Consider the following 23,973-nt stretch of genomic DNA (forward strand, 5'->3'; position numbering starts at 1 on the left):
CCGCTATCCGGCAACTGCCTGAGTTGGTAACCCAGGGAGCTATCTTGGTCATCTGCTCTGACACCCCGGGTTATGTGTGTTAATTAACGATGGTCTGAATGTTCAAGGTTTCGCATTCTGTAGCGCTTGTTCTTCGATGGCCCTATCGACTGAAGAGACATAGTACTCGTCGTCGAAAGCGCCTTCTGGTTCCTTGAGCCACACTAGGCAGATCACCCAACTGATGAAGGCACCCGTCGCGATGATGTAGAAGAACTGCGAGGGTGTGACAAACGTAAAGATGGTTAGGTAGACCACCGCGCCAACATTACCGTAAGCGCCCGCCATGCCCGAGATTTGCCCAGTGATGCGGCGTTTGATGGAGGGAATGATACCGAAGGTTGCCCCCTCAGCCCCTTGCACGAAAATCGAGGTGCCGATGGTCACCGCAATGGCCAGAATGAGTGGCCAACTCGAATTGAGCATGGCCATCAGCAAGAACCCAACGCTAATGCCAAACATGTAGCACAGCATTACGAAACGCCGGTTACCCATGCGGTCGGAAACCATGCCGCCCATGGGGCGTGCGACCAGATTGACGAAAGCGAACGACGCCGCGATCAGGCCGGCCGTGGCGGCATTCAACCCCCAGGTCTCCTCAAAGAACATGGGCAGCATCGATACCACCGCCAACTCAGCGCCGAAGTTGGCAAAGTAAGTGCTGTTAAGCGCGGCCACGCTGTTGAATGAGTACTTATCATCCTCAGGTACACCCTTGCGCAGAATCGGCAGATTGACCCGTAGGATTTGTACTATCTGATAAATGACGATCGCTACGATGGTGAGGTAAGCGATGACCGCACCAGTGACCGATAAATAGCCCATGTACTGGATGCGCCAGACCAGAATCGCGAGTACGCCGACCAGCGGGATTGTCCAGATAATCAGCTTGATCATATCGCCCCAGGAGCTCACTTCCATAGCGGCGGTTTTGCGTGGCTTGCGGTGGGCTTTAGCGTCCGGGCCATCGGTGATCGCGAACCAGTAGTAAACGCCGTAGGCTGCCATCACAATAGCGCTCTGGGCAATTGCCCAGCGCCAGCCATCGGGGCCGCCGTACATGCTCAAGGCGATGGTCGGCAGCGACATGGCTGCGACGGCGGAGCCGAAGTTACCCCAACCAGCGTAAAAGCCCTCGGCGAAACCGATGTCTTTCGGCTTGAACCACAGCGCGGTCATGTGGATACCGACCACAAAGCTGGCACCAATCGAACTCAGCACCAGGCGCGCCACCAGCAGTTGCGTCATGCTGTTACCGAAAGCGAACGCCAACGCCGGTAGCGCCATAGTGACCATGAGCACCGAGAACACCCGTCGCGGGCCGAATCGATCCAGCGCCATGCCGACGATGATGCGGGCGGGAATGGTCAAGGCCACGTTGCAGATGGCGAACAGCTTGAGATCATCCGTGGTCAGCCAGTCGACGCTCTTGAGCATGCTCGACGCGAGCGGCGCCATGTTGAACCACACGTAAAAGGTAATAAAGAAGGCAATCCAGGTCAGGTGCAAGGCCCGAATCTCGGGGCTGCGAAACTTGAATACAGCGGAAACTTTCATGGTCGTATCGTCCTGTGTCCCAAAGGTGGTTTGTACCAAAAAGAGGGGGAGGGGCTGTTCAAGGGCTTGGTAGGATCAACAAGGGACACTCGGCGCGCCGGGCCAGGAACGAGCTGACGCTGCCGAAAGTCATGTAGTCGAGTTCATCAACAAAATAAGTTAACGACTTGGCGATGATGCCGCCGTCCGGCTGATGGCTATGGCGGGCAATAACCAGTAGGTCTGGAGAAAGTTTGCGAGTGGCCTGCAGCAACATCTTGCGCGCATCCCCTTCGGCGAGAAGCTGCTCGGCCTGGAAGCCCTCGCCGATGGCGAATGCCACACCCTCTTGAAGGTGCCGTTTAACCTCATCGCGTTCCTGCTGAAAAAGCGTTTCGTTGCTATCGGTAGCGTCGAGTGGGTTCTCCACCACGCCGACCAGTACCAGCAGGGGTTGGTTACAACGGAACATAGTGACGACTTGAGCGAGTGCCAGCTTGGCGTTTCGCGAACCGTCATAGGCGATCATGATTTTCATGGTGTCCTCCCGCATTGGGGTAGGGGGTAAAGACCCGGAGCTTGGCTCCGAGCGTAAAGAAGCAAGCCCTATTTAGGGGTTCTAAACGTAGCTCAGGGGTTCTTTACGTAGGCACTTTTGCGTAGATAGAACCACCAGTTGATGACCAGGCAGATGGCGTAGAAGACCGCAAAACCATACATGGCAAGTTCCGGTGTGCCGGCCTGGATTTGCTCGCCCATTACCCGCGGGGCGATAAAGGCGCCATAGGCAGCGACGGCTGAGGTCCAGCCAAGTACCGGGCCTTTCTGCTGCTGGTCGAAAATAACCCCGATGCTGCGGAAGGTAGAGCCGTTGCCGATGCCACTGGCGGCGAATAACACGATGAATAGCAGCAGGAATAGCCAGAAGAATTGATTTGGATCGGCGGCGTTGTAAGCCAGCATCATCACGTAGCCGGTGGCGATAGAGGCGACCACCATGACCGCGGAGATTATTTGGGTAACGATGGAGCCACCCACTTTGTCGGAGATCCATCCGCCCAGCGGACGGATCAGGGCGCCCACGAAGGGACCTATCCAGGCCCAGGTTAAAGCGCTGGGCGCCTCTGGGTTAGCCACGCGAATCAGCGTGCCATCGGCAGTGGCTTCCATCATGTTGCCGAAGATGACGTTGATGGAGAGCGGCAGGGCTGCAGAGAAGCCGATAAAGGAGCCGAAGGTTAGAATGTAGAGGATGGTCATTGACCAAGTGTGCTTATTGGAAAATATCGCGAACTGCTTCTGAATATTGGGCTTGATGTCGCCTGGAATCAGGCGCAACAACACTAGAGTCAGAACAATGGTTAACGGCAGGGCAATCCACATATTAAGCCAGCCAAGTGCCAACATACCGACGATGGCGGTCACCAAGCCGACGCCGTAAAGCCCTAATATTTTGCCGAAAGCCGCCAGCGGCGAACCAGGGTTGGGCGTAATAGTGCGAAGATTGTTCATGCCGAACCAACCGGCGAACGCCAGCGGAATCAGAAAAACGAGCCAGATAAAGCCAGCATTCTGGATCCAGGTATCAGTTCCCGCTTCGATGCGACCAATCAAGGTGCCGCTGGCGCTTTGCAATTCCATCGGCGAACCGGCTATAGCGCCGAAAATGCCGACGGTCATTACCAGCGGGATGACAACTTGCATGGCGGTGACGCCGAAATTGCCGAGGCCTGCATTCATGCCCAGGGCGTAACCTTGCTGCTTGCTGGGATAAAATGTGGAGATGTTGCTCATCGAGCAAGCGAAGTTGCCACCGCCGATACCGGAAAGTAGCGCCAACGCCTGGAAAACCCAGAACGGCGTGTCTGGGTTCATCAAAGCGATACCAGTTCCTGCGGCGGGGATCATCAATAGCGCGGTGGTCAGAAAGATAGTGTTACGCCCGCCAGCGATGCGGATCATGAACGATGCTGGGATGCGCAGTGTGGCACCGGCTAAACCGGCAAGTGCGGTCAGGGAAAATAGCTGGTTAACCGTGAACGAAAAACCCAGGTTCTGCATCTGGGTGGTAATCATTCCCCACATCATCCAGACAGCGAATCCCATCAGCAGACTGGGAATGGATATCCATAGATTGCGGTTGGCAATGTGCTTGCCTTCCTGTTCCCAGAATTGGGCGTCTTCGACATTCCATTTCTCAATGTCGGCATTTCTCTTGCTCATGGCGGATTCCCCTTGGCTTCAAACCTTTCTGCATTTGGCAGTTAGAAGGCAAGATACGCTTGCAAAGGGGATTGGGAAACTAAGAGAAATAACCTATAAATCAGCGACATACCTCTTGAGAGGTAGCCGCTGGAAAGCCCATGTTCATTGTTTTTAAAGACAAAAAATAGAGAGGGGGTAAGCGCGGGTCAGAGCAAAAGTATGCTGTGAGTCTTTGGAGGTAACCACACAGAATCGACTAGTGATCGATACCTTCCTGGACTGCCCAGACGGCGGCTTCGACACGCGAGCGTAAGTTGAGCTTTTTGAGCAGGTGCTTGACGTGAACCTTGACCGTGCCTTCGGTAATATCCAGCTTGCGCGCGATGAGCTTATTGGAGAGGCCGCCAGCAAGCTGTTGCAGAATTTCGCGTTCACGCAGCGTTAAGCTATGAATATCCGGGGTGGTGGGCGCATTGCGCTGATTACGCAGGGCTTCAGCGAGTAGGGCGGTCAGGCTTTCGCTGATGACCATGCGCCCCAAAGCAGCCTGACGCAGCTGGCGAACCATGTCTTCAGGCTCCATATCCTTTAACAGGTAACCGTCGGCACCGTTGCGCAGCGCAGCGACAACATCATCCTCATGGTTGGAAACAGTAAACATCACCACCCGGCCGCTATAGTTAGCTTCCCGTAGGCGGCGCAAGGCTTCTAAGCCATTGACGCCTGGCATGTTCAAATCAAGTAGAACCAGGTCAGGCTCAAGTTTGAGGGCCAGCGCAATGCCTTCTTCTGGGTCGCCCGTCTCACCAACCAATTCAAGGTCGTCTTCTAGTTCAAGCAGTTGAATCACGCCACGCCGTAGTAGCGGGTGGTCGTCGATAATCATCAGGCTGGCGGGTGTATCGTTGGCGGTGGTCAGCGTCATTAAGAAGTCCCTGTACCTAAGTGAGAGTCGGGGGCAGCCGTCACAGGCTGCTGCTGAATTAAGCGAGCGGTCAACGGCGTAAACACAATCTCAACACTGGTGCCGCCCGTGGGGCGATTGGCGATGCTCAGCTTCCCGTTCAGGGTAGTGGCACGGTCGCGAATGATCACCAAGCCGTAGTGCATCGGCGGCGAACTATCGTCTTCAAGGCCGATGCCGTCGTCCTCAATACGCACTAGCAGGCGAGCATCGGCGAAACGCACAGTGACCCCAGCCCAGTGGGCTTGGGCATGCTTGTGGGTATTGGCCAGCGCCTCGCGAATGATCTGCAGGACGTGAATTTCTTCATTGGGGTTAAGCAGATAAGGCGGCACATCGTAGTCAAGGTCGACCGCTACCCCCATGCGCTGGCTAAACTCCTCGATGGTCTGGCGCAAGGCAAACTGCAGCCCCGGTCCCTCAAGTTTGAGCCGGAACGTAGTGAGTAGCTCACGCAGTTGACGATAGGCGCTGTTCAAGCCGGTACGTAGTTCGTCGAATACCGCAGACTGCGCCTCGCGGGTTGCCTCTTTTTGCTGCATGCGTTCGAGACGGGCGACCTGCATCTTGAGATAAGAGAGTGATTGGGCTAGAGAGTCGTGCAGTTCGCGCGCAATGATGGTTCGCTCGTTGATCAACGTGACGTGCTGCTGCTCCTCGATACGCCGCTGCAGGTACACCGCCGTGGCGAGCTGGTCGGCTAACATGGTGAGCAGCCGACGGGTGCTATCGTTGAGCCGCTCCTGGGGATACCACACTTCTAAGGTGCCTAGTAGCGTATCGCCTACGCTGATAGGTAGCAGTAAGCATTGGGACCGGTTATTGGCCACTATTTCCAAGGGGCGGGGATCGATTAGGCAGGCGTGGCATTCCTGGTCACGGCAATACTCTGGTCGGGTACGCGAGTGGGTTTCTAAAACCGGCATTTCCCGTTGATCAAAAGGATCGTTTAGGGAAAGCCGTATCGGGCCAATATCCAGCAGCTTTTCAAGTTCGCGTAACATGGGCGCTGCGCTAGAGCAGAGATCATTACCGCCCCCATACAGCGAGCGGCTGGCATCGTGCATTACCCGCAGCGCCTGATTGCTGCGTTCAAGCTCCTGCTCCTTGCGCGACACCTTGTCTTCTAATGCGGCATAGCTTGTTGCCAACTCGGCAGACATCTTGTTAAAGGTGTGTCCCAACAATGCCAACTCGTCGCTGCCGCGAAGCTGTGAACGCGGCTTGAAGTTGCGCTGAGCCGCCTCGCGGGCAAGTACCATAAGCTGGCGTAAAGGCACTACCAGATTGAAGCGAACATCGTAGAGGGCTATCGAAACGACAATAGCGATCAGTACCAGGAAAAGCACTTGCATCATGCCTAGCAGTCGCACCTTGGCCTCGGTGCTCTGCTCCAGATAGGTCACTAGAATTTCGATGTCACTGACCATCGCCACGATCATCATTTCTAGCGTATCCAGGTCAAGCGCTGTGGCGGAGGGTGGTGTCTCTAATGCCGGGCGAAGCGTGTGCTGCCAGTAGACCTGAAGTTTCTCCAGTTGACGGCGGCGCTCATGGCTATCATCAGCAGGGATTGTTTGTTGTAGCGTTGTGCCATACAAACGCTGATCGAAGCTCGAAATCAGGCCGTCGAGTTGTTCTTCGCTGGCCCCCTCTGGGACATACGCCAGGCGCTGCAAGGCCCCCATGATCTGATAGGCATTCATGCGTAGTGAGCCAGCGACATTGATCGCGGCCGCATCGCCACGGCTGCTGTTAGACATTGCCATGGTCAGGGTGATGCTGATGAGTGCCATCCCGCTAATGGCAAGTAAGGACGCAATGATGCGAGCAACCAGGGAGCGCTGAAGTAATTTCATGGCATTTCCGATAGCGCGGAAGAGGTAAGGGAGTGTGGCACTGTCTGCATTTCGATACGAGGGCTATTCCTTTGGGGATAGCTGGCCTACCTCCGATGTTTTTTGACCTACACCCGGTATTTGCCGACAATTCTGGCATGTCTTCCGATGCCTTTATACCTTTGCTGGGAAACGCCATGCCGTCATCTGTGCCGCCTCCCACGTTGAAGGCATCAATACAGCCAGTTGATGGTTATCAAATGCTGGTCGCTATGCTGTTAATGCCACTGGCAAGCGCTTTAGCGGTGGCTAGCTGGACACTTTATGCCCTGCTCGCAAAACAACCAATCTATGTGCTGATACCGCTGTGTAGTGGTGCCCTGCTGGTGTGGCCGGCTTTGTATATCGCCAGGCTAGGTGACACTTGCCGCTTGGTGCAGTGGCTATTACTGGGGCTAGCGTTGGTGCTGGGCGGGTTTGGGATGGCAAGCCAGCCGTGGGAATTTCTGCTGGTGGGCGTTGGGCTCGGATTAGGAGGTGCGGTGATTGCTACCGGTATCGCCCACGCCAAAGGCTGGATGCCTGGTCGTTGGGTGCATCTTTGTGTGGGGCTTTGTCTTGCCTTAGCGGCAGGGGTAGGGCTTTCCTTGCGGATGGCGCCCCTGGTCGTCCAAGCCTATGGTTGGCGCGCAGCGCCATTCAGTCTGCTGATCCCACTGTTGATGATAATGCTGCTGCTATGGCTTTTTGTAGAGTCACCCGAGTAACGTCATCTACTAGTCTCACCTACTGATTCTTAACTACTGATTCTTAACTACTAGCGATAAGGCTCCTTTTATGACCATAGCGACGTTTGCCGATTTACTGCAGGAAGCACGTAAACAACCTAAGCCCCAGCGACTGCTGTTTGTGTTCGTTCGCGCAGAGCTGCCCGATTTCCCCGATGCTGATCAGCGGCGCCGCTTCGAACAGGGTGAAGGGGGAGTGTTGGTGCCTGTGGTTTGCGTAGACAAGTCGATGGAGGAACTGAGCAGCATGGCTGCTTTGGTCGAGGAGTCTCGCCGTATCGAGATTGAATGGGATCTAGTCTTCGCTGCAGCCATGGACGACCCAGAAGATGATACCGAGGTTGAACGGCAGCTCCAGCGTATGATGGAGTCGCTGCAAATGGGTAATATCACCGCCTATCTAGCTCTCGATCATCACGGCGATGCGGTTGACGTTGGTTAGGGACGGCTACCATGGAGCACTATTTCCTCATCAAGCACCTGCACATGACGGCCGCTGCGCTGAGCATCACGCTCTTCGTAGTGCGCGCCTGGTGGTCGGTACAGGAAAGCCTGCGGCTCAACGCCCGTTGGGTCAAGGTATTGCCCCATCTCATCGACACGGCCTTGCTGGGGCTTGGGGTGACCTTGATGGTATTGCTTTCCGTATGGCCCTGGCAGCTTCCTTGGCTTGGCGCCAAGTTACTGGCGCTGCTGGCCTATATCGGTATTGGCACCATTGCGATTAAGCGCGGGGCAACGCCAACGGTGCGAGCCTTGGCAGCATTAGTGGCGTTGGTCATCTTCGCTTATATGGTGGGGGCCGCTATTTGCCACAGCCCGCTTTCCTGGTTGGCATGAGTTAGGGCAATAAACCCTAAGCTCTAACCAGGGGACAGGTGTCAGGCTGCTTCGAGTGGGCGCGAGGGGCCAAAGTGCTCGAAGTGGCGGCGATCCTCATCGACACCCAATTCAGACAAAGCACTATTGATTGCCGTCATAAATCCTTGGGGACCCACAAAATAGCAGCGTGTCTTAAGGTCTGGTAGGTAGTGAGCTAATAAACTGCGGTCGATACGACCAATATGCTCGGCTTCGTTGCCACGCTCATGAATGCGGACAGCCTGAAGGTGTTCAGGGTACTCGCTCTCTAGCGCTTCTAATTCGCCTTTAAAGGCATCATGCTCGGCATCCAAGGCGGCGTGTAGATAGATGACCTGCCGCCCAAGTGACAAGGCATGGCGAGCCATGGGGAGCAGGGGCGTTTGCCCAACCCCTCCACTGGCAAGCAGCAGGGGTTCGTCACCCTCAACCAAGGTAAGGTCACCAGCTGGTGGTAACAGTTCCAAGATATCGCCTGGTTGTAAAACATCGTGGAAGTGGCGGCTTACTTGGCCCTGTTCTTCGCGTTTGATCGAGATTCGATAGCTTTGGCCATTTGGCGTATCTGAGAGGCTGTAATGCCGATAAACCCGCTCGCCATTAATGGTTAGACGTACACCGATATACTGGCCTGGCTCGTGATCAGCCACGCGTTCCCCATCCTCGGGCTCAAGGATAAAAGAACGAATTAAGGCACTTTCCTGCTGGGTACTGGCGATAGTGAAACGACGTGTGCCGCGCCAGCCGCCTGGGCGCTGCTCAAACTCACGATAGCGCTGATCTTCAAGATCGATCAAAAGAGCGGCGAGCTCGTTATACAGAGCGCCCCAGGCGTCGGCGATTTCTGGTGTCACGGCATCACCGAGTACTTCGCCAATCGCCGCCAGCAAACATTCACCGACGATAGGGTACTGTTCAGGGAGAATGCCTAGCGAGATGTGTTTACTGACCACAACATCCAGCGTGGCCCGCGCCTGAGCTGGGTTGCTGCGTAGTTGGACATAGGCCAAAACAGCGTTGGCCAGGGCACGGGGCTGACCACCGCTTTGCTGATGAACCTCATTAAAGAGCGGTTTGACCTCTGGGTAGCGGGTAAACATTAGCGGATAGAAGCGCTGGGTAATCGCATTCAGGTGTTCGGCCACGACGGGAGCGGTTGCGTTGATCAGTTTTTCCTGCTCATGTGTTAGCACTGTTAATCCCTCGGCATATTAAGAAGTATTTAAAATGAATCTTAATGCCTTGGGTCTATAAACGCCAGCCATAAGATGTATTTTTGATACATGTCATGGTCTTTGTTGATGGCTAGGCGCACAATCATATTTCCAAGTAATTTAGTCGGGATTACGCCATGCCAACGACCACCTCATCCCAGCCTGCTTCTAAGGTTGAGCATCTGCCATTAATGCGTCTGGCTTTTCGGCCCTTCTTTCTGCTGGCCGCGCTGTTTAGCGTGGTGTCCCTATTGGTGTGGTTGGGCTTCTGGCACGGCAATATTTTGCTGCGACCTTATGGAGGCCTGGTGTTCTGGCATCAGCATGAGATGCTGTTTGGCTTTGCCACGGCGGTGGTAGCGGGATTTTTGCTTACTGCCGTACGCAACTGGACCGGATTGCCGAGCTTAAGCGGCGCGCCGCTACTGGGTCTGGTGGTGCTATGGCTATTGGGTAGAGTGCTGATGGCTTTTCCCATGGATTTGCCAGGATGGCTGCTGCTGGCGGTTGACCTTGCATTTCTTCCAGTGGTCGCCATTACTATGGCGCGTCTGGTTATTACCGCAAAGCGTTGGCGCAACTTGATCTTTATACCTGTGCTGTTGCTGTTTGCCACGGCTAACCTGGCGATGCACTTAGGGGTGATGCAGGGTGACGCCGAGCTGATCCGCCAAGCCGCCTACTTGGCCGTACTGTTAATCACACTGATGATGACCGTAATGGGCGGACGTGTGATTGCCATGTTCACTGCCAATCGTTTGGGCCGCACCAAACCTGAACCTATTGCTTTGCTCGAAGGGGTGACGCTGGTGAATACGGCTGGCGTAGTCGTGCTGCAGTTGGTCATCATGTTGGGGGTTGCCATTCCTGCTTTATTAATGGGGGGAGTGATGCTCTTAGCGGCGTTGGCCAACACTGTTCGCATGGCGCGTTGGGGTGGGTTACATAGCTGGCGTGAACCTTTACTTTGGGGGCTGCACGGCAGCTACGCCTGCATTCCGCTAGGGCTTATCATGTGGGTCTTGGCACTCATGGGGCTGATGCGCGTTGAACTTGCCGTGCACGCCCTGACCATTGGTGGCATGGGCACCATGATGCTGGCCATGATGGCCAGGGTTTCGCTAGGTCATACGGGCCGCCCCATACGCACTTTGCCCGGTATTGGTGTGGCGCTGGGCTTAATGCTAATAGCCGCCTTGGTGCGCTCACCCGTCTTGGTGTTATTTCCCCAGATCACTCACTGGACCTATACGCTGAGCATCATCTTCTGGTGCGTGGCCTACGTAATATTTCTTGTGCACTACACATGGCCTTTGATGCAGGCAAGAGTCGACGGGCAGGATGGCTAGTGAGTGCTAAGCGCTAACGGTAGGAATGCGCATAAGTTGCGCCAGTTGAGATTGTTGACTGCCCAGCAGGTCGGCCAATGTGTAGCGGTCGAGCACGTCTAGAAATGCTGACAGTGCATCATTAAGAATCGGTTGAAGGCGACATGCTGGTGTAATGATGCAGGCATTGTCGCTATGAAAGCACTCCACTAACGCCATGTCATTTTCCATCTCGCGTACCAGCTCGCCTAACCCAATGGTTGCGGGGTCACGTGTCAGCAGTAAGCCGCCATTCTTGCCACGAATAGCGGTAACGTAGTTCTTCTGACTAAGCTCCTGAACGATTTTCATCAAATGATTGCGGGAGATATCAAAGGTCTCTGCGATCTCATTAATAGTTGAGCGCTTTTCTCCCTTTACAGCGAGAAAAATCAATACGCGTATCGAATAATCGGTAAATCGGGTGAGATGCATGGAGTGAGCTTTGCTCCGAGGGCTAGCTAGTTATTAAACAAGTATGTTGTATGAATGTTCAGTAAGTTGCAATGAGAAAAGCCAACACTGGCGCGCGGCGCACGGTGTAATTTCAACAACACCCAGCGTCTATTCCTTTACGTTGGCCGCTCTATCACCTTGGGGGTAGACAGGGTGTATATGGAGGTAATCACGCAGTAATTCGCTTGTCGATCACGCAGAATCCACTCCATGGAACCCGCACTGACGGGTATGCAAATTTCCGAGGAGCCTGGAGATCGACCATGAGTCACTTCATAGATCGGCTGAATTTCTTTCGCAAGTCCCGCGAGCCTTTTGCCAACGAACACGGCGAACTACGCAGCGAATCCCGCCAGTGGGAAGATAGTTACCGTGCCCGCTGGCAACACGACAAGGTAGTGCGTAGCACCCACGGGGTGAACTGCACCGGCTCCTGTAGCTGGAAGATCTACGTTAAGAACGGTTTAGTCACCTGGGAAACCCAGCAGACTGATTATCCCCGTACCCGTCCCGACCTGCCTAACCATGAACCCCGTGGCTGCCCCCGCGGCGCCAGCTACTCCTGGTATCTGTACAGCGCTAACCGCCTCAAGTACCCGTTGATCCGCAAGCCGTTGCTGGCGCTATGGCGCGAAGCGCTGAAGGCTAACCCCGATCCGGTAGACGCCTGGGCGTCGATTGTCGAAGACCCCGCCAAAACCAAACAGTATAAGCGTGCTCGCGGCATGGGCGGCTTCGTTCGCGGTAATTGGGACGAGCTCAACGAGCTGGTGGCGGCCTCTAACGTTTACACCGCCAAGCAGTACGGCCCCGACCGTATTCTCGGCTTCTCGCCGATTCCTGCCATGTCGATGGTCAGCTACGCAGCGGGTAGTCGCTACCTCTCGCTAATTGGCGGCGTCTGCATGAGCTTCTACGACTGGTACTGCGACTTGCCGCCGGCCTCGCCAATGACCTGGGGCGAGCAGACCGACGTTCCTGAGTCTGCAGACTGGTACAACTCAGGCTACATTATCGCCTGGGGCTCCAACGTACCCCAGACGCGTACCCCGGATGCCCACTTCTTTACCGAAGTGCGCTACAAAGGCACCAAGACGGTCTCGATCACCCCGGATTATGCCGAAGTTTCCAAACTCACCGACGAATGGCTGTCCGCCAAGCAGGGCACCGATGCCGCCCTGGCGATGGCCATGGGCCACGTCATCCTCAAAGAGTTCCATCTCGATAACCCGAGTGCCTATTTCACCGACTATGTGCGCCGCTATACCGACATGCCGTTCCTGGTGGAACTTGAAGTGCGTGAAGATGGCAGCTTCGCACCGGGACGCCAACTGCGTGCCAGCGATTTTGATGCTGCCTTGGGTCAAGAAAACAATCCCGAGTGGAAAACCGTTGCCTGGGACGAAACCCGTGATCAGTTGGTGGTACCACGCGGTTCAATCGGTTTCCGCTGGGGCGAAACCGGCGACGAAGTGGGCAAGTGGAACCTGGAATCGCTGGACGCCGCAGGCACTGAAATAAAGCCACTACTAAGTTTGGTCAACCACCACGATAGCGTCGCGCGCGTAGCGTTCCCTTACTTCGGTGGCATCGAGCACGAGCACTTTGAGCACGTAAAAGGCGCCGGTGTTGGCGCCGCCGATGACTTACTGTTCCACAATTTGCCCGCCAAACGCTTGAAGAGAGCCGATGGCAGCGAAATGCTAGCGGTCACCGTTTTTGATCTGATGTGTGCCAACTACGGTATCGACCGTGGCTTTGTCGGCGACGGCGAAGATGATGGCGCGACCTCGTTTGATCAGATTCGCCCCTATACCCCCGCGTGGCAGGAGAAAATCACCGGTGTCTCGGCAGAGCAGTGCACCCGTATTGCCCGTGAGTTTGCCGACAACGCCCATAAAACCAACGGCCGTAGCATGATCATCGTCGGTGCCGGTATGAACCACTGGTACCACATGGACATGAACTACCGCGGCCTGATTAACATGCTGGTCATGTGTGGTTGTATCGGTCAGAGCGGTGGCGGCTGGGCCCACTATGTGGGACAGGAAAAACTGCGTCCGCAGACTGGCTGGACGCCTTTGGCCTTTGGCCTCGACTGGCAGCGTCCGCCGCGTCATATGAACTCCACCTCGTTCTTTTACAGTCACTCCTCCCAGTGGCGCTACGAGAAGCTGGAGATCAAAGAGATTCTTTCGCCGTTGGCCAAGGCCGAGGATTACCCCGGCAGCCTGATTGACTTTAACGTGCGTGCTGAGCGCATGGGCTGGCTGCCGTCAGCACCACAACTGGACACTAACCCGCTACGCCTAGCGAAAAAAGCCGAAGCGGCGGGCATGTCTACTGCCGACTATGCCGTTCAGCAGCTCAAGAGCGGTGAACTGCGCTTTGCAGCGGAAGACCCGGATGCACCGGAGAACTTCCCGCGCAATATGTTCATCTGGCGCTCCAACCTGCTGGGCAGCTCCGGTAAGGGCCATGAGTATATGCTCAAGTACTTGCTGGGTACTCGCCACGGTATTCAGGGCAAAGACCTGGGCGACTTTGGCGGCCAGAAGCCCGAAGAAGTGGTATGGCGTGATGAGGCGCCGGAAGGCAAACTCGACCTGCTGGTGACGCTGGATTTCCGTATGTCCACCACCTGCCTCTACTCGGATATCGTGCTGCCCACGGCGACCTGGTATGAGAAGGACGACCTTAACACCTCTGACATGCACCCCTTTATCCACCCGTTGACTGCCGCCACCGACCCCGCTTGGGAATCGCGCAGCGACTGGGATATTTACAAGGGTATTGCCAAGGCGTTCTCCAAGGTGTGTGTAGGCCACCTGGGCGAAGAGACCGACTTGGTCACACTGCCGATGCAGCACGACTCGCCAGGGGAACTGGCCCAGCCGGCGGTGATGGATTGGAAGAAGGGCGAATGCGCGCCGATTCCCGGCAAGACCATGCCATCACTGATTGAGGTCAAGCGTAACTATCCCGAAACCTATGAGCGCTTCACCTCCGTAGGGCCGCTGCTGGAAAGCATAGGTAACGGTGGCAAGGGCATCGCCTGGAATACCGACGCTGAAGTCGAGCTGCTGGGCAAACTCAACCATCGCAAGTTGGATGGCCCACATAAAGGCCGCCCATTGATCGACAGCGCTATCGATGCCGCTGAGATGATTCTGACCCTGGCACCGGAAACCAATGGCCAAGTGGCGGTAAAGGCGTGGGATGCGCTCTCCAAGATTACCGGGCGTGACCACACCCATCTGGCAACGCCCAAGTTTGATGAAAAAATTCGCTTCCGCGATATCGTCGCCCAGCCGCGTAAGATTATTTCCAGCCCCACTTGGTCAGGCCTGGAAGACGAGCACGTCTCCTACAACGCCGGTTACACCAACGTTCATGAGCTGATTCCCTGGCGCACCGTTAGCGGTCGTCAGCAGTTCTATCAGGATCATGCCTGGATGCGCGCTTTCGGCGAAAGCCTGCTGGTCTATCGTCCGCCCATCGATACCAAGGCGGCCAAAGGCTTCACGCTTCCCGCCGACAACGGCTTCAAGAGCAAGGCGCTGAACTTCCTCACGCCGCACCAGAAGTGGGGCATCCACTCCACTTACTCGGACAACCTGCTGATGTTGACGCTCAACCGAGGCGGCCCGGTGGTGTGGCTCTCCGAGGCAGATGCAGCAGAGATAGAGATCGAGGACAACGACTGGATCGAGGTCTACAACGCCAACGGCTCGATTGCCGCGCGGGCAGTGGTCAGCCAGCGGGTCAAGGCGGGCATGGTGATGATGTACCACGCCCAGGAGCGCAACGTGAACGTGCCTGGCTCTGAGGTCACCGGTACGCGGGGCGGTATTCACAACTCGGTCACCCGTGTCTGCCCCAAGCCAACCCACATGATCGGCGGCTACGCGCAGCTCTCTTACAGTTTTAATTATTACGGCACCGTCGGCTCAAATCGCGATGAGTTCGTGTTAGTGCGCAAGATGAAACACGTTGACTGGCTGGATGGTGAAGGCAATGACAGCGTTCAGGAGGCCGTGAAATGAAAATTCGTTCCCAGGTAGGCATGGTTCTCAACCTTGATAAGTGTATCGGTTGCCACACCTGTTCGGTGACCTGCAAAAATGTCTGGACCAGCCGCGAAGGTATGGAGTACGCCTGGTTCAACAATGTCGAGACCAAGCCCGGTATCGGCTATCCCAAAGAGTGGGAGAACCAGGCCAAGTGGAAGGGCGGCTGGATGCGCCGTAACGACGGTCGGATTGAACCGCGTATTGGTGGCAAATGGCGGGTGCTGGCGAACATTTTCGCCAACCCCGACCTGCCCGAGATGGATGACTACTATGAGCCGTTCACTTTCGACTACCAACACCTGCATACCGCCAAGATCGGTGAGCACCAGCCGGTGGCGCGTCCGCGCTCGCTGATTTCCGGTCAGCGTATGAAAAAGATCGAGTGGGGCCCGAACTGGGAAGAGATTCTTGGCACCGAGTTCGCCAAGCGGCGCAAAGACGCCAACTTCGACAAGGTGCAGGCAGATATTTACGGCCAGTTCGAAAACACCTTCATGATGTACCTGCCGCGTCTGTGCGAGCACTGCTTGAACCCAACCTGTGTAGCGGCTTGCCCCAGTGGTGCGATCTACAAGCGGGAAGAGGACGGCATCGTGCTAATCGACCAGGACAAGTGCCGTGGCTGGCGTATGTGTATCTCCGGCTGCCCCTACAAGAAGATCTACTACAACTGGAAAAGCGGTAAGTCCGAGAAGTGTATCTTCTGCTACCCGCGTATCGAGGCAGGGCAGCCGACCATCTGCTCCGAGACCTGTGTGGGCCGCATTCGCTATCTCGGCGTGCTGCTGTATGACGCTGATCGTATCGAGGAGGTGGCAAGCTCTCCCGACGAGCGTGACCTCTACCACCGCCAGTGCGAGATTTTCCTAGATCCTAACGATCCGGAAGTGATTGCCCAGGCCAAGCGGGATGGCATCCAGGATAACGTCATCAAAGCCGCCCAGGCCTCACCGGTCTACAAGATGGCCATCGACTGGGGGCTGGCGCTGCCGCTGCACCCGGAATACCGCACGCTGCCGATGGTGTGGTACGTGCCGCCGCTGTCACCGATTCAGTCCGCCGCAGAGGCGGGAGATGTCGAGTTCGATGGCATCCTGCCCAAGATCGAATCGCTGCGAATTCCCGTGAAGTACCTGGCTAACCTGTTGACCGCTGGTGAAGAGGAGCCCGTGGTGTTGGCACTCAAGCGCTTAATGGCAATGCGTGTCTACATGCGCAGCAAGCACGTGGAGGGTGCCCCCAACGCCGACGTGCTCGATGCCGTGGGGCTGAGCGTCGCCCAGGTAGAGGAGATGTACCGCTACCTGGCCATTGCCAACTACGAGGATCGGTTTGTAATCCCCACCAGCCATCGGGAAATGGCCACTGAAGCCTTCCCAGAACGCGGAGGATGCGGTTTTACCTTTGGTGATGGTTGCCACGGTGAGAGCCAGCCCAGCCTGTTCAATGGCCGTAAGCAGACCAGCGTTTTGGTAAAACCGGTAGAGGTCTTCGACCCGCAGCCACAACTTGAGGAGTCTCGTCATGACTGAAGCCGCTACCCAATCGCCTACTCCGGTAGAGCCGTCGTTCGAACCGCTACAGGGTATGCGTAGCCTACGCGTACTGGCCCGCCTGCTCGATTACCCGACTCAAGAACTGCAGGATGCCAGCGGCGAGCTCATCGAAATTCTCAATGCCGAGCGCCGCCTGGGGGCGGCTCTCAAATCGTCGCTAATGGCGTGGTGCCAGCGTCTCCAAGAGGGCGACTTGCTTGAGCTGCAGGCCGAGTACGTCGCCATGTTCGATAAGGGGCGGGCTACGTCGCTGCTGCTATTCGAGCACGTTCACGGCGAGTCCCGTGATCGTGGTCAGGCCATGGTGGATCTCATGGCTGAGTACAGCGCGGCCGGCTTCGAGTTGGATGCCCGTGAACTGCCCGATCATCTACCAGTGTTCCTTGAGTACCTTTCGCTGTGCGACGACGCCGAGATCGGCCGCTGGCTGGGCGAAATACGCCATATCCTGGCGTTGCTGACCGCACGGCTGGAGGAGCGGGGAGCGGATCACGCCCTGGTACCGCTGTCACTATTGGCGTTAATCGGCGCTGAGGGTGATGTCGAGGAGCATCGGCCCCAGGTCAAAAAAGAAGCACCGGACAACACCCCCGAAGCATTGGACGCCGTATGGGAAGAAGAAGCGGTGCGTTTCTCAGCGACCTCTGACGAGGACTGCGCGCTGCAGTCTGCTGAAGGTCGCCGCTTGGCAGAGCGCAAACACGCCGTTCAGAGCCAGCCGGTACGCATTATGCCTGCTCCGTCTTTAAATGCCTCTTCCGCTCCTTCCGCCGATCGTTAATAGGAGAATCGCCATGTTTATGGAATACCTGCAACATCTTATCTACGGCTATTACCCCTACCTAGCCGGTACGGTGTTCCTCGTCGGCAGCCTAATGCGCTACGACCAGGGCCAGTTCACCTGGAAGACCGGCTCTAGCCAAATGTTGTCCTCGAAAAACATGCGCCTGGCCAGCAACTTGTTTCATATCGGGATTATCGTCATCTTCTTCGGCCATCTGGTGGGTATGCTCACACCGCACTGGGTTTATGCAGCCTTCCTACACGCCGGAACCAAGCAGCTGATTGCCATCGTGGTCGGCGGTGTCGCGGGTGCCATGTGCGTGGTGGGCGGCGCCATGTTGCTCTATCGGCGATTGTTCAACCCACGCGTAAAGGCGTCGTCGAGCATGATGGATACCTTGATCCTGGGTTTGATCGTCTTGCAGGCGTGCCTTGGCATGGTGACCATTATCTTCTCGCTAGGCCATATGGATGGTGAAATGATGCTGACGCTCTCCAGCTGGGCACAGTCGATTGTGTTCTTCAGCGGCGGCGCGGCGGACTACATGCAGGAAGTGTCGTGGATCTACAAGCTGCATATCTTCCTTGGCCTGACCATCATCCTGTTGTTCCCGTTTTCGCGGCTGGTGCATGTGTGGAGTGCGCCGTTTGGCTATGTGACCCGGCGCTATCAGCTTGTCCGCCGTCGTGGCTAAAAACTGTTTGTGCTCGGCCAGGCCTAGAGGAGAAATAACATGCAGATGATTGATATCGAACAGCTACCCGGGGGCGCTGCTGCGCCCCTGGTACGCGTCGGCGACACCCCTATCGATGAAGCAACGATTGCATTAGAGATGCAGTACCACCCCGCCGAAACGGCGGGGGAAGCCCAGCTTCAGGCAGCCCGTGCGTTGGTGGTCAGAGAGCTGCTTCGCCAGCGTGCTAGCGTCCTGGGGCTACTATCGGCACAGGAAGCTAGCGGAGAACAGGAAATTAGCGAAGCACAGGAGGATGCGGCGATTGCTGCCTTGCTCGAACAGGAGCTCGAGGTGCCGGAACCGGGGGAAGCCGATTGCCAGCGCTTTTTTGACACCCACCGTGAGCGCTTCAGCGAACCGACCCAGTTACGCGTTCGGCATATCCTGCTCGCGGCAGCGCCGGATGACTCCCTGGGTCGCGACGAAGCGTATCAGCTTGGCGAAAAGCTACTCGAAAAACTCAATCAGATACCCGAACGGTTTGCCGAATTTGCTCAACACCACTCCGCGTGCCCTTCAAAAGAGCTGGATGGTGATTTGGGCTGGCTGGTGCCAGGGCAGACTGTTCCGGAGTTGGATCGCGCTTTGCAGCACTTGCCCGAAGGGCTACACGAGCGCCCCTTGGCGTCTCGCTATGGCTGGCACGTGGTGAGTATTGACGAACGACGAGAAGGTAGGGCGTTGCCTTTTGATCAAGTTATTGGCCGGGTGCGCCATAGTCTGCGGGAGCAGGCGACGCGACGCGCGTTACGCCACTATTTGCTGGCGCTAGAGAGTGAAATAGGCGTCGCAGGGATTGTTCTGGATGACGATGCTGGCGGCAGCTTGATGCAATAGCTTGATGCACTAGGAAAGCTAATAGGAGAGGCTTGATGTCCCATGTTCCTGTAGATGTACTTTTCACTCCGCTTGGCATCGCGGTGTTAACCGTTTCCGATACGCGTGGATTCGATCAAGATGGCAGTGGTGATTTACTCGCCGCGCATCTTATTGAAAGCGGTCATAACCTAATGGAGCGGCGCATTGTGCCTGATGATGTTTATCAGGTTCGTGTCGTGGTTTCGGAATGGATTGCGCGTAACGAAATTCAGACGATTCTGGTGAATGGCGGTACGGGCTTCACTGCTCGCGATACCACACCTGAGGCGTTAGTTCCTCTTTTTGACAAAGCAATTGAGGGGTATGGCGAGCTGTTTCGCTACTACTCTCTGCAAACGATTGGCACGTCGACTATTCAATCTCGGGCGGTGGCGGGGGTTGCCAACCAGACACTGCTGTTTGCAATGCCCGGTTCGCCCAAAGCATGTGAATTGGCGTGGGAAAAAATCATCTCATTGCAGTTGGACTCCCGTACTCGGCCCTGCAACTTTGTAGCAATGGTGTTGCCTTCTGCTCCTGCTTGTAGCGGTCGTCAAGTAGAAACGACGTCTCATGTTTCGGAATGCTTATGAACTGTCACTGCGCAGACATCGTCACGCCTGGGTTGTTAGGCTTATTTGATGCACGCCAACGAGTTATCGACGCAGCCACGCCGATTAATGCCGTAGAAAATGTCTCCCTTGAACAGTCGGCGGGGCGAGTGCTGGCAGAAACGGTAGTGGCCCCTCTCGATATGCCGGGGGTGGACAATAGCGCTATGGATGGTTACGCGCTGTGTTTGGCTGATTACCAAGCGGCACCTCCCAGTGTAGGTCTACCCATTCTCCAGCGCGTGCCAGCTGGCGCAGGTGTCATGCTGCTACCGAAAGGGGGCAGCGCGCGTATTTTCACCGGCGCGCCGGTACCCATAGGGGCGGATATTGTGGTGCCTCAAGAGCGGGTGACACTTGATCAGCGTGGGCATATACACCTCGGGGGCAGCTTGGTGCTAGGCGCTAATATTCGCCGTCAAGGCGAGGAGACCCGTATGGGAACCCCGCTACTCGCTGCTGGTAAGTTTCTTGACGCAGCGTCGATTGCGCTGCTGGCAAGCCACGGGATCAATATCGTTGCCGTCAAGCGGCGCCTACGGGTGGCACTGCTCTCAACCGGCGACGAGCTGATTGCCCCAGGCACGGTGCGATCTCCGGGGCAGATATACGACAGCAATCGCGCCATGCTTAACGTACTGCTAGCACAAGCGCAGTGCGATGTACTGGATCTGGGCGTCATCGCTGATTCGTCACAGTCATTGCACCAGGCCTTTGAGCACGCACAAGCCATTGCAGATGTGGTGATATGCACCGGTGGCGTTTCGGTAGGCGAGGAGGATCACGTTCGTCCGGTGATTGAGCAGCGCGGTGGGCTACATTTTCATGGTGTTGCGATGAAACCCGGAAAGCCCTTTGCATTCGGTTATCTAGGCGCGGAGCCTTCCACTTGCACACCGTTAATGGCGCTGCCGGGTAATCCCGTGGCCTCTCTGGTGGGCTGGCAACTGCTGGCGCTGCCGTTTATCCATGCTATGCAGGGTCGACACTTAGCTTCGCTACAGTGTTTTCCAGTCAAAGCGGGCTTTTCTCAGCGTGGGCCCAAAGGGCGCTGCGAGCTATTACGGGTAGTGTTGGATTGGTCACAGGGGAGTCCCGTGGCGCAGTTAGCGGGTGGGCAGGGCTCGCATATGCTCAGTGCGGCTAGCCAAGCTGATGGTTATTTAATGATTAACTCCGAAACCGATGTGGCAGAAGGGAAGGCGTATCACTACTACCCCATCAATCAGTTCGCCGCTTGAACCACTTTTCCTATCGTGGCCACTGACCTCGTTTTCTCTTATAGGAGAGGGTATGTCTTCATACCATAAGCCACACATACAGCTGGTCAGTTCTCAAGTAGAGGAGCCCTCACCATGAGCGCCTTGGTCGATGGGTTTGGCCGTACGGTGCGGTACCTACGTATATCTGTAACGGATCGTTGTGACTTTCGCTGTGTGTATTGCATGGCCGAGGAGATGACCTTCCTGCCTCGTGCCCAACTGCTTACCCTTGAAGAAATAGCTACGCTGTCGCGGGCATTCGTTGAGCTGGGCGTAGAGAAAATCCGTCTAACCGGTGGGGAGCCGTTAGTACGCCAAGGCGTGCTAATGCTAGTGCAAAAACTTGGTAAGTTGGAAGGCCTGGGCGAGCTAGCGATGACCACCAATGGTTCAGGGCTGGTCAAACATGCCGATGCTTTGCGGCAAGGCGGGCTGGATCGGCTCAATATTAGCCTTGACTCGCTCAAGCCCGAGCGCTTTAAAGCATTAACCCGAACAGGTGACTTAAACCAAGTGATCACGGGTATCCGTGCCGCACACCGCGCTGGTTTTCAGTCGATTAAGCTCAACGCCGTATTGCTTAAGGGGCGTAATGACGACGAAATTATCGACTTGGTAAACTTTGCCCGGGATGAACAAGTGGATATCAGCTTTATCGAGGAAATGCCGCTAGGCGCTATCAGTGAGCATAACCGCAGTGAGACCTTTCTTTCCACCGATGCGGTACGCGAGACCATAGAAAACCATTACCAACTCCTACCCACTACCGAGACCACCCTAGGACCATCCCGTTATTATCGCATGGTGGATAGCCAGTCGCGCATTGGCTTTATCTCTCCCCATAGCTACAATTTCTGTGCTGCCTGTAATCGTGTTCGAGTGACGGCGGAAGGACGGCTACTGCTTTGCTTGGGCAATGAGCATTCGGTAGATTTACGCGCCGTAATGCGACGTTATCCGGGTGACATCCAGCGGCTTAAAGCTAGCATTGTGGCAGCAATGGAGAAAAAGCCAGAGCGCCATTACTTTACGACCGATGGTGAGGTTCAGGTTTTGCGGTTCATGAATGCAACTGGCGGTTAGTGCAACCGGTATTGAAAACGCTACTGCGATAGGGCAGCTGGGGATGTCTGCTAATGTGTGGGGAAGCTGATAGTCATTCCACCCGAACAGATACCTTTCAGGATTCGTGGCTGCTCTTATGCGGTTGCGCCATTACACAAGTGAACCATCTGCGCTGTTTCCGGCAATGAGCGGGCTTATTTGTTCTGCTGCTGTTCAGTAAAGCGCTGCATGATCGCGAGGGTTTCATCGCTAACATGGTGCTCCATACCCTCGGCATCAATGCGCGCAGTACCATCCTTAACCCCAAGAGCGCGCAAAAAATGCAGCACAATATCGTGGCGAGTGCGTGAGGTTTCCGCCATTTTTTGGCCTGCTTCGGTCAAAAACAGCGAGCGATAGGGTTTGCTGGTGACCAATTCCAACTCGTTTAAACGTCGAATCATCTTCGATACCGTCGCTTGGCTGACCGCCATGCGATTGGCAATATCCGCTGCGCGCGCTTCACCGCGATGCGCCAGCAAGTCGCCAATTAGCTCAACGTAGTCTTCAATTAGCTCGGTTTCATGGGCATTGCGCACCGTTGCATACTGCTGAGCGTGCTGCTCAACGGGTGGCAGGGCATCACCAGGAGTGCTTGGGGCGGACAATGAGGCGTTCGGATTAGAATCAGTCATTGGCAAATTATATCGGAGGCAGTGGGAACAATCATTGGATCATCGTTGAGATAGTAGACTATTTCTATGCATAATTGTTAGCCAAGGCTAAACTGTTTGCACAAAGCTTTTTTATTAAGCTACAGTCTACTTATCGGTAATGCAAAAAGGAGAGACTCAGTGGTTAAGCGCAAACTTGGTATGGTTCTAAGCCTACCGCTATGGCTAGGTGCCACAATGGCCAGTGCTGAGCCTAAAGATGACGCCTCGTCTCCCCTGAATGTGGCCGTTACCTTTTCTGTGCTCGGTGACCTAGTCACCCGAGTGGCGGGGGACGATGCCAACGTTTCGGTGCTAACGCCGATTGGCGCTGAAGTGCACGAGTGGGAATTAACCCCTAGTAACTTCGCTGCGTTAGAGACGGCAGACGTGGTGTTTTACAACGGTTATCAGCTTGAGCAGTGGATGCCTCAGGTAGAAGCCACGGTGATAGACGGCTCGCCGCTAGTACCTGTCGCGGAAGCTTCGGGCTATCCCACGCAATCTATTGCGACCGGTGATTTAACGGGCGATACCGACCCGCATTTATGGATGGACCCACGGGCAGCGGCGGCGTATGTGCAAGTGATTGCCGATGAACTTGCCAAGGCCTTGCCTGAGGAAGCCGAAGATTTTCAGGCGCGTGCTAAAGCGACTAGTGACGAACTCAGTGCGCTGCACGAAGAGCTTCAAGAACATTTAGAAGCCATACCTAAAGAGCACCGTGTTCTGCTGAGTAGCGAAGCCGCGTTTTTATACTTCTCTGATGCCTACCAATTTGAGCACGATGGCATCTGGGGCACTAACGCCGAAACCGAAGGCTCGCCCCGCCAGTTAATGCGTGTGGTCGATATGATTAATGAACGCCAACCGGCGGCACTGTTTTGGGAAAGTACGATTTCTGACCGGCATGTCACCAGCCTGGCACGCGATACCGGTGTTAAGGTGGCCGGGCCGCTGTATGTCGATTCGCTCAGCGAACCTGACGCTGAAGCAGGCGATTACTTCACCATGATGCGCCACAACGTTGAGCTGTTGCGCCAAACATTGGCAACTGAGTAAACGATC

21 protein-coding genes are annotated in these 23,973 nt (G+C 55.7%); 13 read left to right on the forward strand and 8 right to left on the reverse strand.

What is annotated here, in order from left to right; translation table 11 throughout:
• Positions 1 to 102: 102 nt before the first annotated feature.
• The 5 genes from ACQE2I_RS08050 to ACQE2I_RS08070 all read right to left on the reverse strand — a co-directional run bounded on the left by ACQE2I_RS08050 (position 103) and on the right by ACQE2I_RS08070 (position 6,603).
• A complete protein-coding gene (locus tag ACQE2I_RS08050) occupies positions 103 to 1,596 on the reverse strand; it encodes an MFS transporter (protein WP_008958060.1) in 1,494 nt (497 codons plus the stop codon).
• Between the two features lie 58 nt (positions 1,597 to 1,654).
• On the reverse strand, positions 1,655 to 2,113 hold the full coding sequence (locus tag ACQE2I_RS08055) for a universal stress protein (protein WP_008958059.1): 459 nt from the start codon (positions 2,111 to 2,113) through the stop codon (positions 1,655 to 1,657).
• Positions 2,114 to 2,205: 92 nt separating this feature from the next.
• Positions 2,206 to 3,798, reverse strand: a complete 1,593-nt coding sequence (locus ACQE2I_RS08060) for an antiporter (RefSeq protein WP_427031079.1) — start codon at positions 3,796 to 3,798, stop codon at positions 2,206 to 2,208.
• Positions 3,799 to 4,036: 238 nt separating this feature from the next.
• Positions 4,037 to 4,705, reverse strand: a complete 669-nt coding sequence (gene narL / locus ACQE2I_RS08065) for a two-component system response regulator NarL (protein WP_008958057.1) — start codon at positions 4,703 to 4,705, stop codon at positions 4,037 to 4,039.
• Positions 4,705 to 6,603: a type IV pili methyl-accepting chemotaxis transducer N-terminal domain-containing protein gene (locus ACQE2I_RS08070; RefSeq protein WP_179915156.1), complete on the reverse strand. Its 1,899-nt coding sequence runs from the start codon at positions 6,601 to 6,603 to the stop codon at positions 4,705 to 4,707. The genes narL and ACQE2I_RS08070 overlap by 1 nt, the downstream gene beginning before the upstream one ends.
• Positions 6,604 to 6,779: 176 nt before the next feature.
• On the opposite strand from ACQE2I_RS08070, the gene ACQE2I_RS08075 reads away from it, so the two are divergent.
• The 3 genes from ACQE2I_RS08075 to ACQE2I_RS08085 all read left to right on the forward strand — a co-directional run bounded on the left by ACQE2I_RS08075 (position 6,780) and on the right by ACQE2I_RS08085 (position 8,210).
• Complete coding sequence (locus ACQE2I_RS08075) at positions 6,780 to 7,349, forward strand: hypothetical protein (RefSeq protein ID WP_339934477.1); 570 nt, start codon at positions 6,780 to 6,782, stop codon at positions 7,347 to 7,349.
• A gap of 70 nt (positions 7,350 to 7,419) precedes the next feature.
• A complete protein-coding gene (locus ACQE2I_RS08080; protein ID WP_427031082.1) occupies positions 7,420 to 7,812 on the forward strand; it encodes a ribonucleotide reductase subunit alpha in 393 nt (130 codons plus the stop codon).
• A gap of 11 nt (positions 7,813 to 7,823) precedes the next feature.
• The gene (locus ACQE2I_RS08085) at positions 7,824 to 8,210 is read left to right on the forward strand and encodes a SirB2 family protein (RefSeq protein ID WP_427031083.1); all 387 of its coding nucleotides are present in this window, start codon (positions 7,824 to 7,826) and stop codon (positions 8,208 to 8,210) included.
• Between the two features lie 41 nt (positions 8,211 to 8,251).
• Here the strand turns inward: ACQE2I_RS08085 and hmpA are convergent, their stop codons facing one another.
• Positions 8,252 to 9,424 carry an NO-inducible flavohemoprotein gene (gene hmpA, locus ACQE2I_RS08090; protein WP_339934476.1) on the reverse strand — a complete coding sequence of 391 codons (1,173 nt, stop codon included), beginning with the start codon at positions 9,422 to 9,424 and terminating at the stop codon, positions 8,252 to 8,254.
• A gap of 158 nt (positions 9,425 to 9,582) precedes the next feature.
• Here hmpA and ACQE2I_RS08095 point away from each other — a divergent pair, with 158 nt between their 5' ends.
• Positions 9,583 to 10,794 (forward strand): NnrS family protein, encoded by a 1,212-nt coding sequence (locus ACQE2I_RS08095; RefSeq protein WP_427031084.1) that lies wholly within the window; start codon positions 9,583 to 9,585, stop codon positions 10,792 to 10,794.
• 6 nt (positions 10,795 to 10,800) lie between these two features.
• Here the strand turns inward: ACQE2I_RS08095 and ACQE2I_RS08100 are convergent, their stop codons facing one another.
• Positions 10,801 to 11,247: an Rrf2 family transcriptional regulator gene (locus ACQE2I_RS08100; protein ID WP_350359628.1), complete on the reverse strand. Its 447-nt coding sequence runs from the start codon at positions 11,245 to 11,247 to the stop codon at positions 10,801 to 10,803.
• Positions 11,248 to 11,531: 284 nt separating this feature from the next.
• Between ACQE2I_RS08100 and ACQE2I_RS08105 the strand changes: the two genes are divergently transcribed.
• From ACQE2I_RS08105 to moaA, 8 genes are all read left to right on the forward strand, one after another.
• On the forward strand, positions 11,532 to 15,314 hold the full coding sequence (locus tag ACQE2I_RS08105; RefSeq protein ID WP_427031085.1) for a nitrate reductase subunit alpha: 3,783 nt from the start codon (positions 11,532 to 11,534) through the stop codon (positions 15,312 to 15,314).
• A complete protein-coding gene (gene narH, locus ACQE2I_RS08110) occupies positions 15,311 to 16,873 on the forward strand; it encodes a nitrate reductase subunit beta (RefSeq protein WP_427031086.1) in 1,563 nt (520 codons plus the stop codon). The genes ACQE2I_RS08105 and narH overlap by 4 nt, the downstream gene beginning before the upstream one ends.
• Positions 16,866 to 17,678, forward strand: a complete 813-nt coding sequence (gene narJ, locus ACQE2I_RS08115; protein ID WP_427031087.1) for a nitrate reductase molybdenum cofactor assembly chaperone — start codon at positions 16,866 to 16,868, stop codon at positions 17,676 to 17,678. The genes narH and narJ overlap by 8 nt, the downstream gene beginning before the upstream one ends.
• A 13-nt stretch (positions 17,679 to 17,691) precedes the next feature.
• Positions 17,692 to 18,375, forward strand: coding sequence for a respiratory nitrate reductase subunit gamma (gene narI / locus ACQE2I_RS08120; RefSeq protein ID WP_427031088.1), 684 nt, complete (start codon positions 17,692 to 17,694; stop codon positions 18,373 to 18,375).
• 39 nt (positions 18,376 to 18,414) lie between these two features.
• Positions 18,415 to 19,254 (forward strand): peptidylprolyl isomerase, encoded by an 840-nt coding sequence (locus ACQE2I_RS08125; RefSeq protein WP_427031089.1) that lies wholly within the window; start codon positions 18,415 to 18,417, stop codon positions 19,252 to 19,254.
• 35 nt (positions 19,255 to 19,289) lie between these two features.
• Positions 19,290 to 19,868, forward strand: a complete 579-nt coding sequence (gene moaB, locus ACQE2I_RS08130) for a molybdenum cofactor biosynthesis protein B (protein WP_427031090.1) — start codon at positions 19,290 to 19,292, stop codon at positions 19,866 to 19,868.
• Positions 19,865 to 21,127, forward strand: a complete 1,263-nt coding sequence (locus tag ACQE2I_RS08135) for a molybdopterin molybdotransferase MoeA (RefSeq protein WP_427031091.1) — start codon at positions 19,865 to 19,867, stop codon at positions 21,125 to 21,127. The genes moaB and ACQE2I_RS08135 overlap by 4 nt, the downstream gene beginning before the upstream one ends.
• Positions 21,128 to 21,241: 114 nt before the next feature.
• The gene (gene moaA, locus ACQE2I_RS08140; protein ID WP_427031092.1) at positions 21,242 to 22,231 is read left to right on the forward strand and encodes a GTP 3',8-cyclase MoaA; all 990 of its coding nucleotides are present in this window, start codon (positions 21,242 to 21,244) and stop codon (positions 22,229 to 22,231) included.
• Positions 22,232 to 22,407: 176 nt separating this feature from the next.
• On the opposite strand, the gene mntR is transcribed toward moaA, so the two are convergent.
• On the reverse strand, positions 22,408 to 22,887 hold the full coding sequence (gene mntR, locus ACQE2I_RS08145; RefSeq protein WP_427031094.1) for a manganese-binding transcriptional regulator MntR: 480 nt from the start codon (positions 22,885 to 22,887) through the stop codon (positions 22,408 to 22,410).
• A gap of 159 nt (positions 22,888 to 23,046) precedes the next feature.
• Here mntR and ACQE2I_RS08150 point away from each other — a divergent pair, with 159 nt between their 5' ends.
• Positions 23,047 to 23,967 (forward strand): metal ABC transporter solute-binding protein, Zn/Mn family, encoded by a 921-nt coding sequence (locus tag ACQE2I_RS08150; RefSeq protein ID WP_427031096.1) that lies wholly within the window; start codon positions 23,047 to 23,049, stop codon positions 23,965 to 23,967.
• Positions 23,968 to 23,973 lie beyond the last annotated feature (6 nt).

The sequence above is a fragment of the Halomonas sp. H2 genome (assembly GCF_050215315.1).
In the GTDB taxonomy this organism is placed as follows: domain Bacteria; phylum Pseudomonadota; class Gammaproteobacteria; order Pseudomonadales; family Halomonadaceae; genus Vreelandella.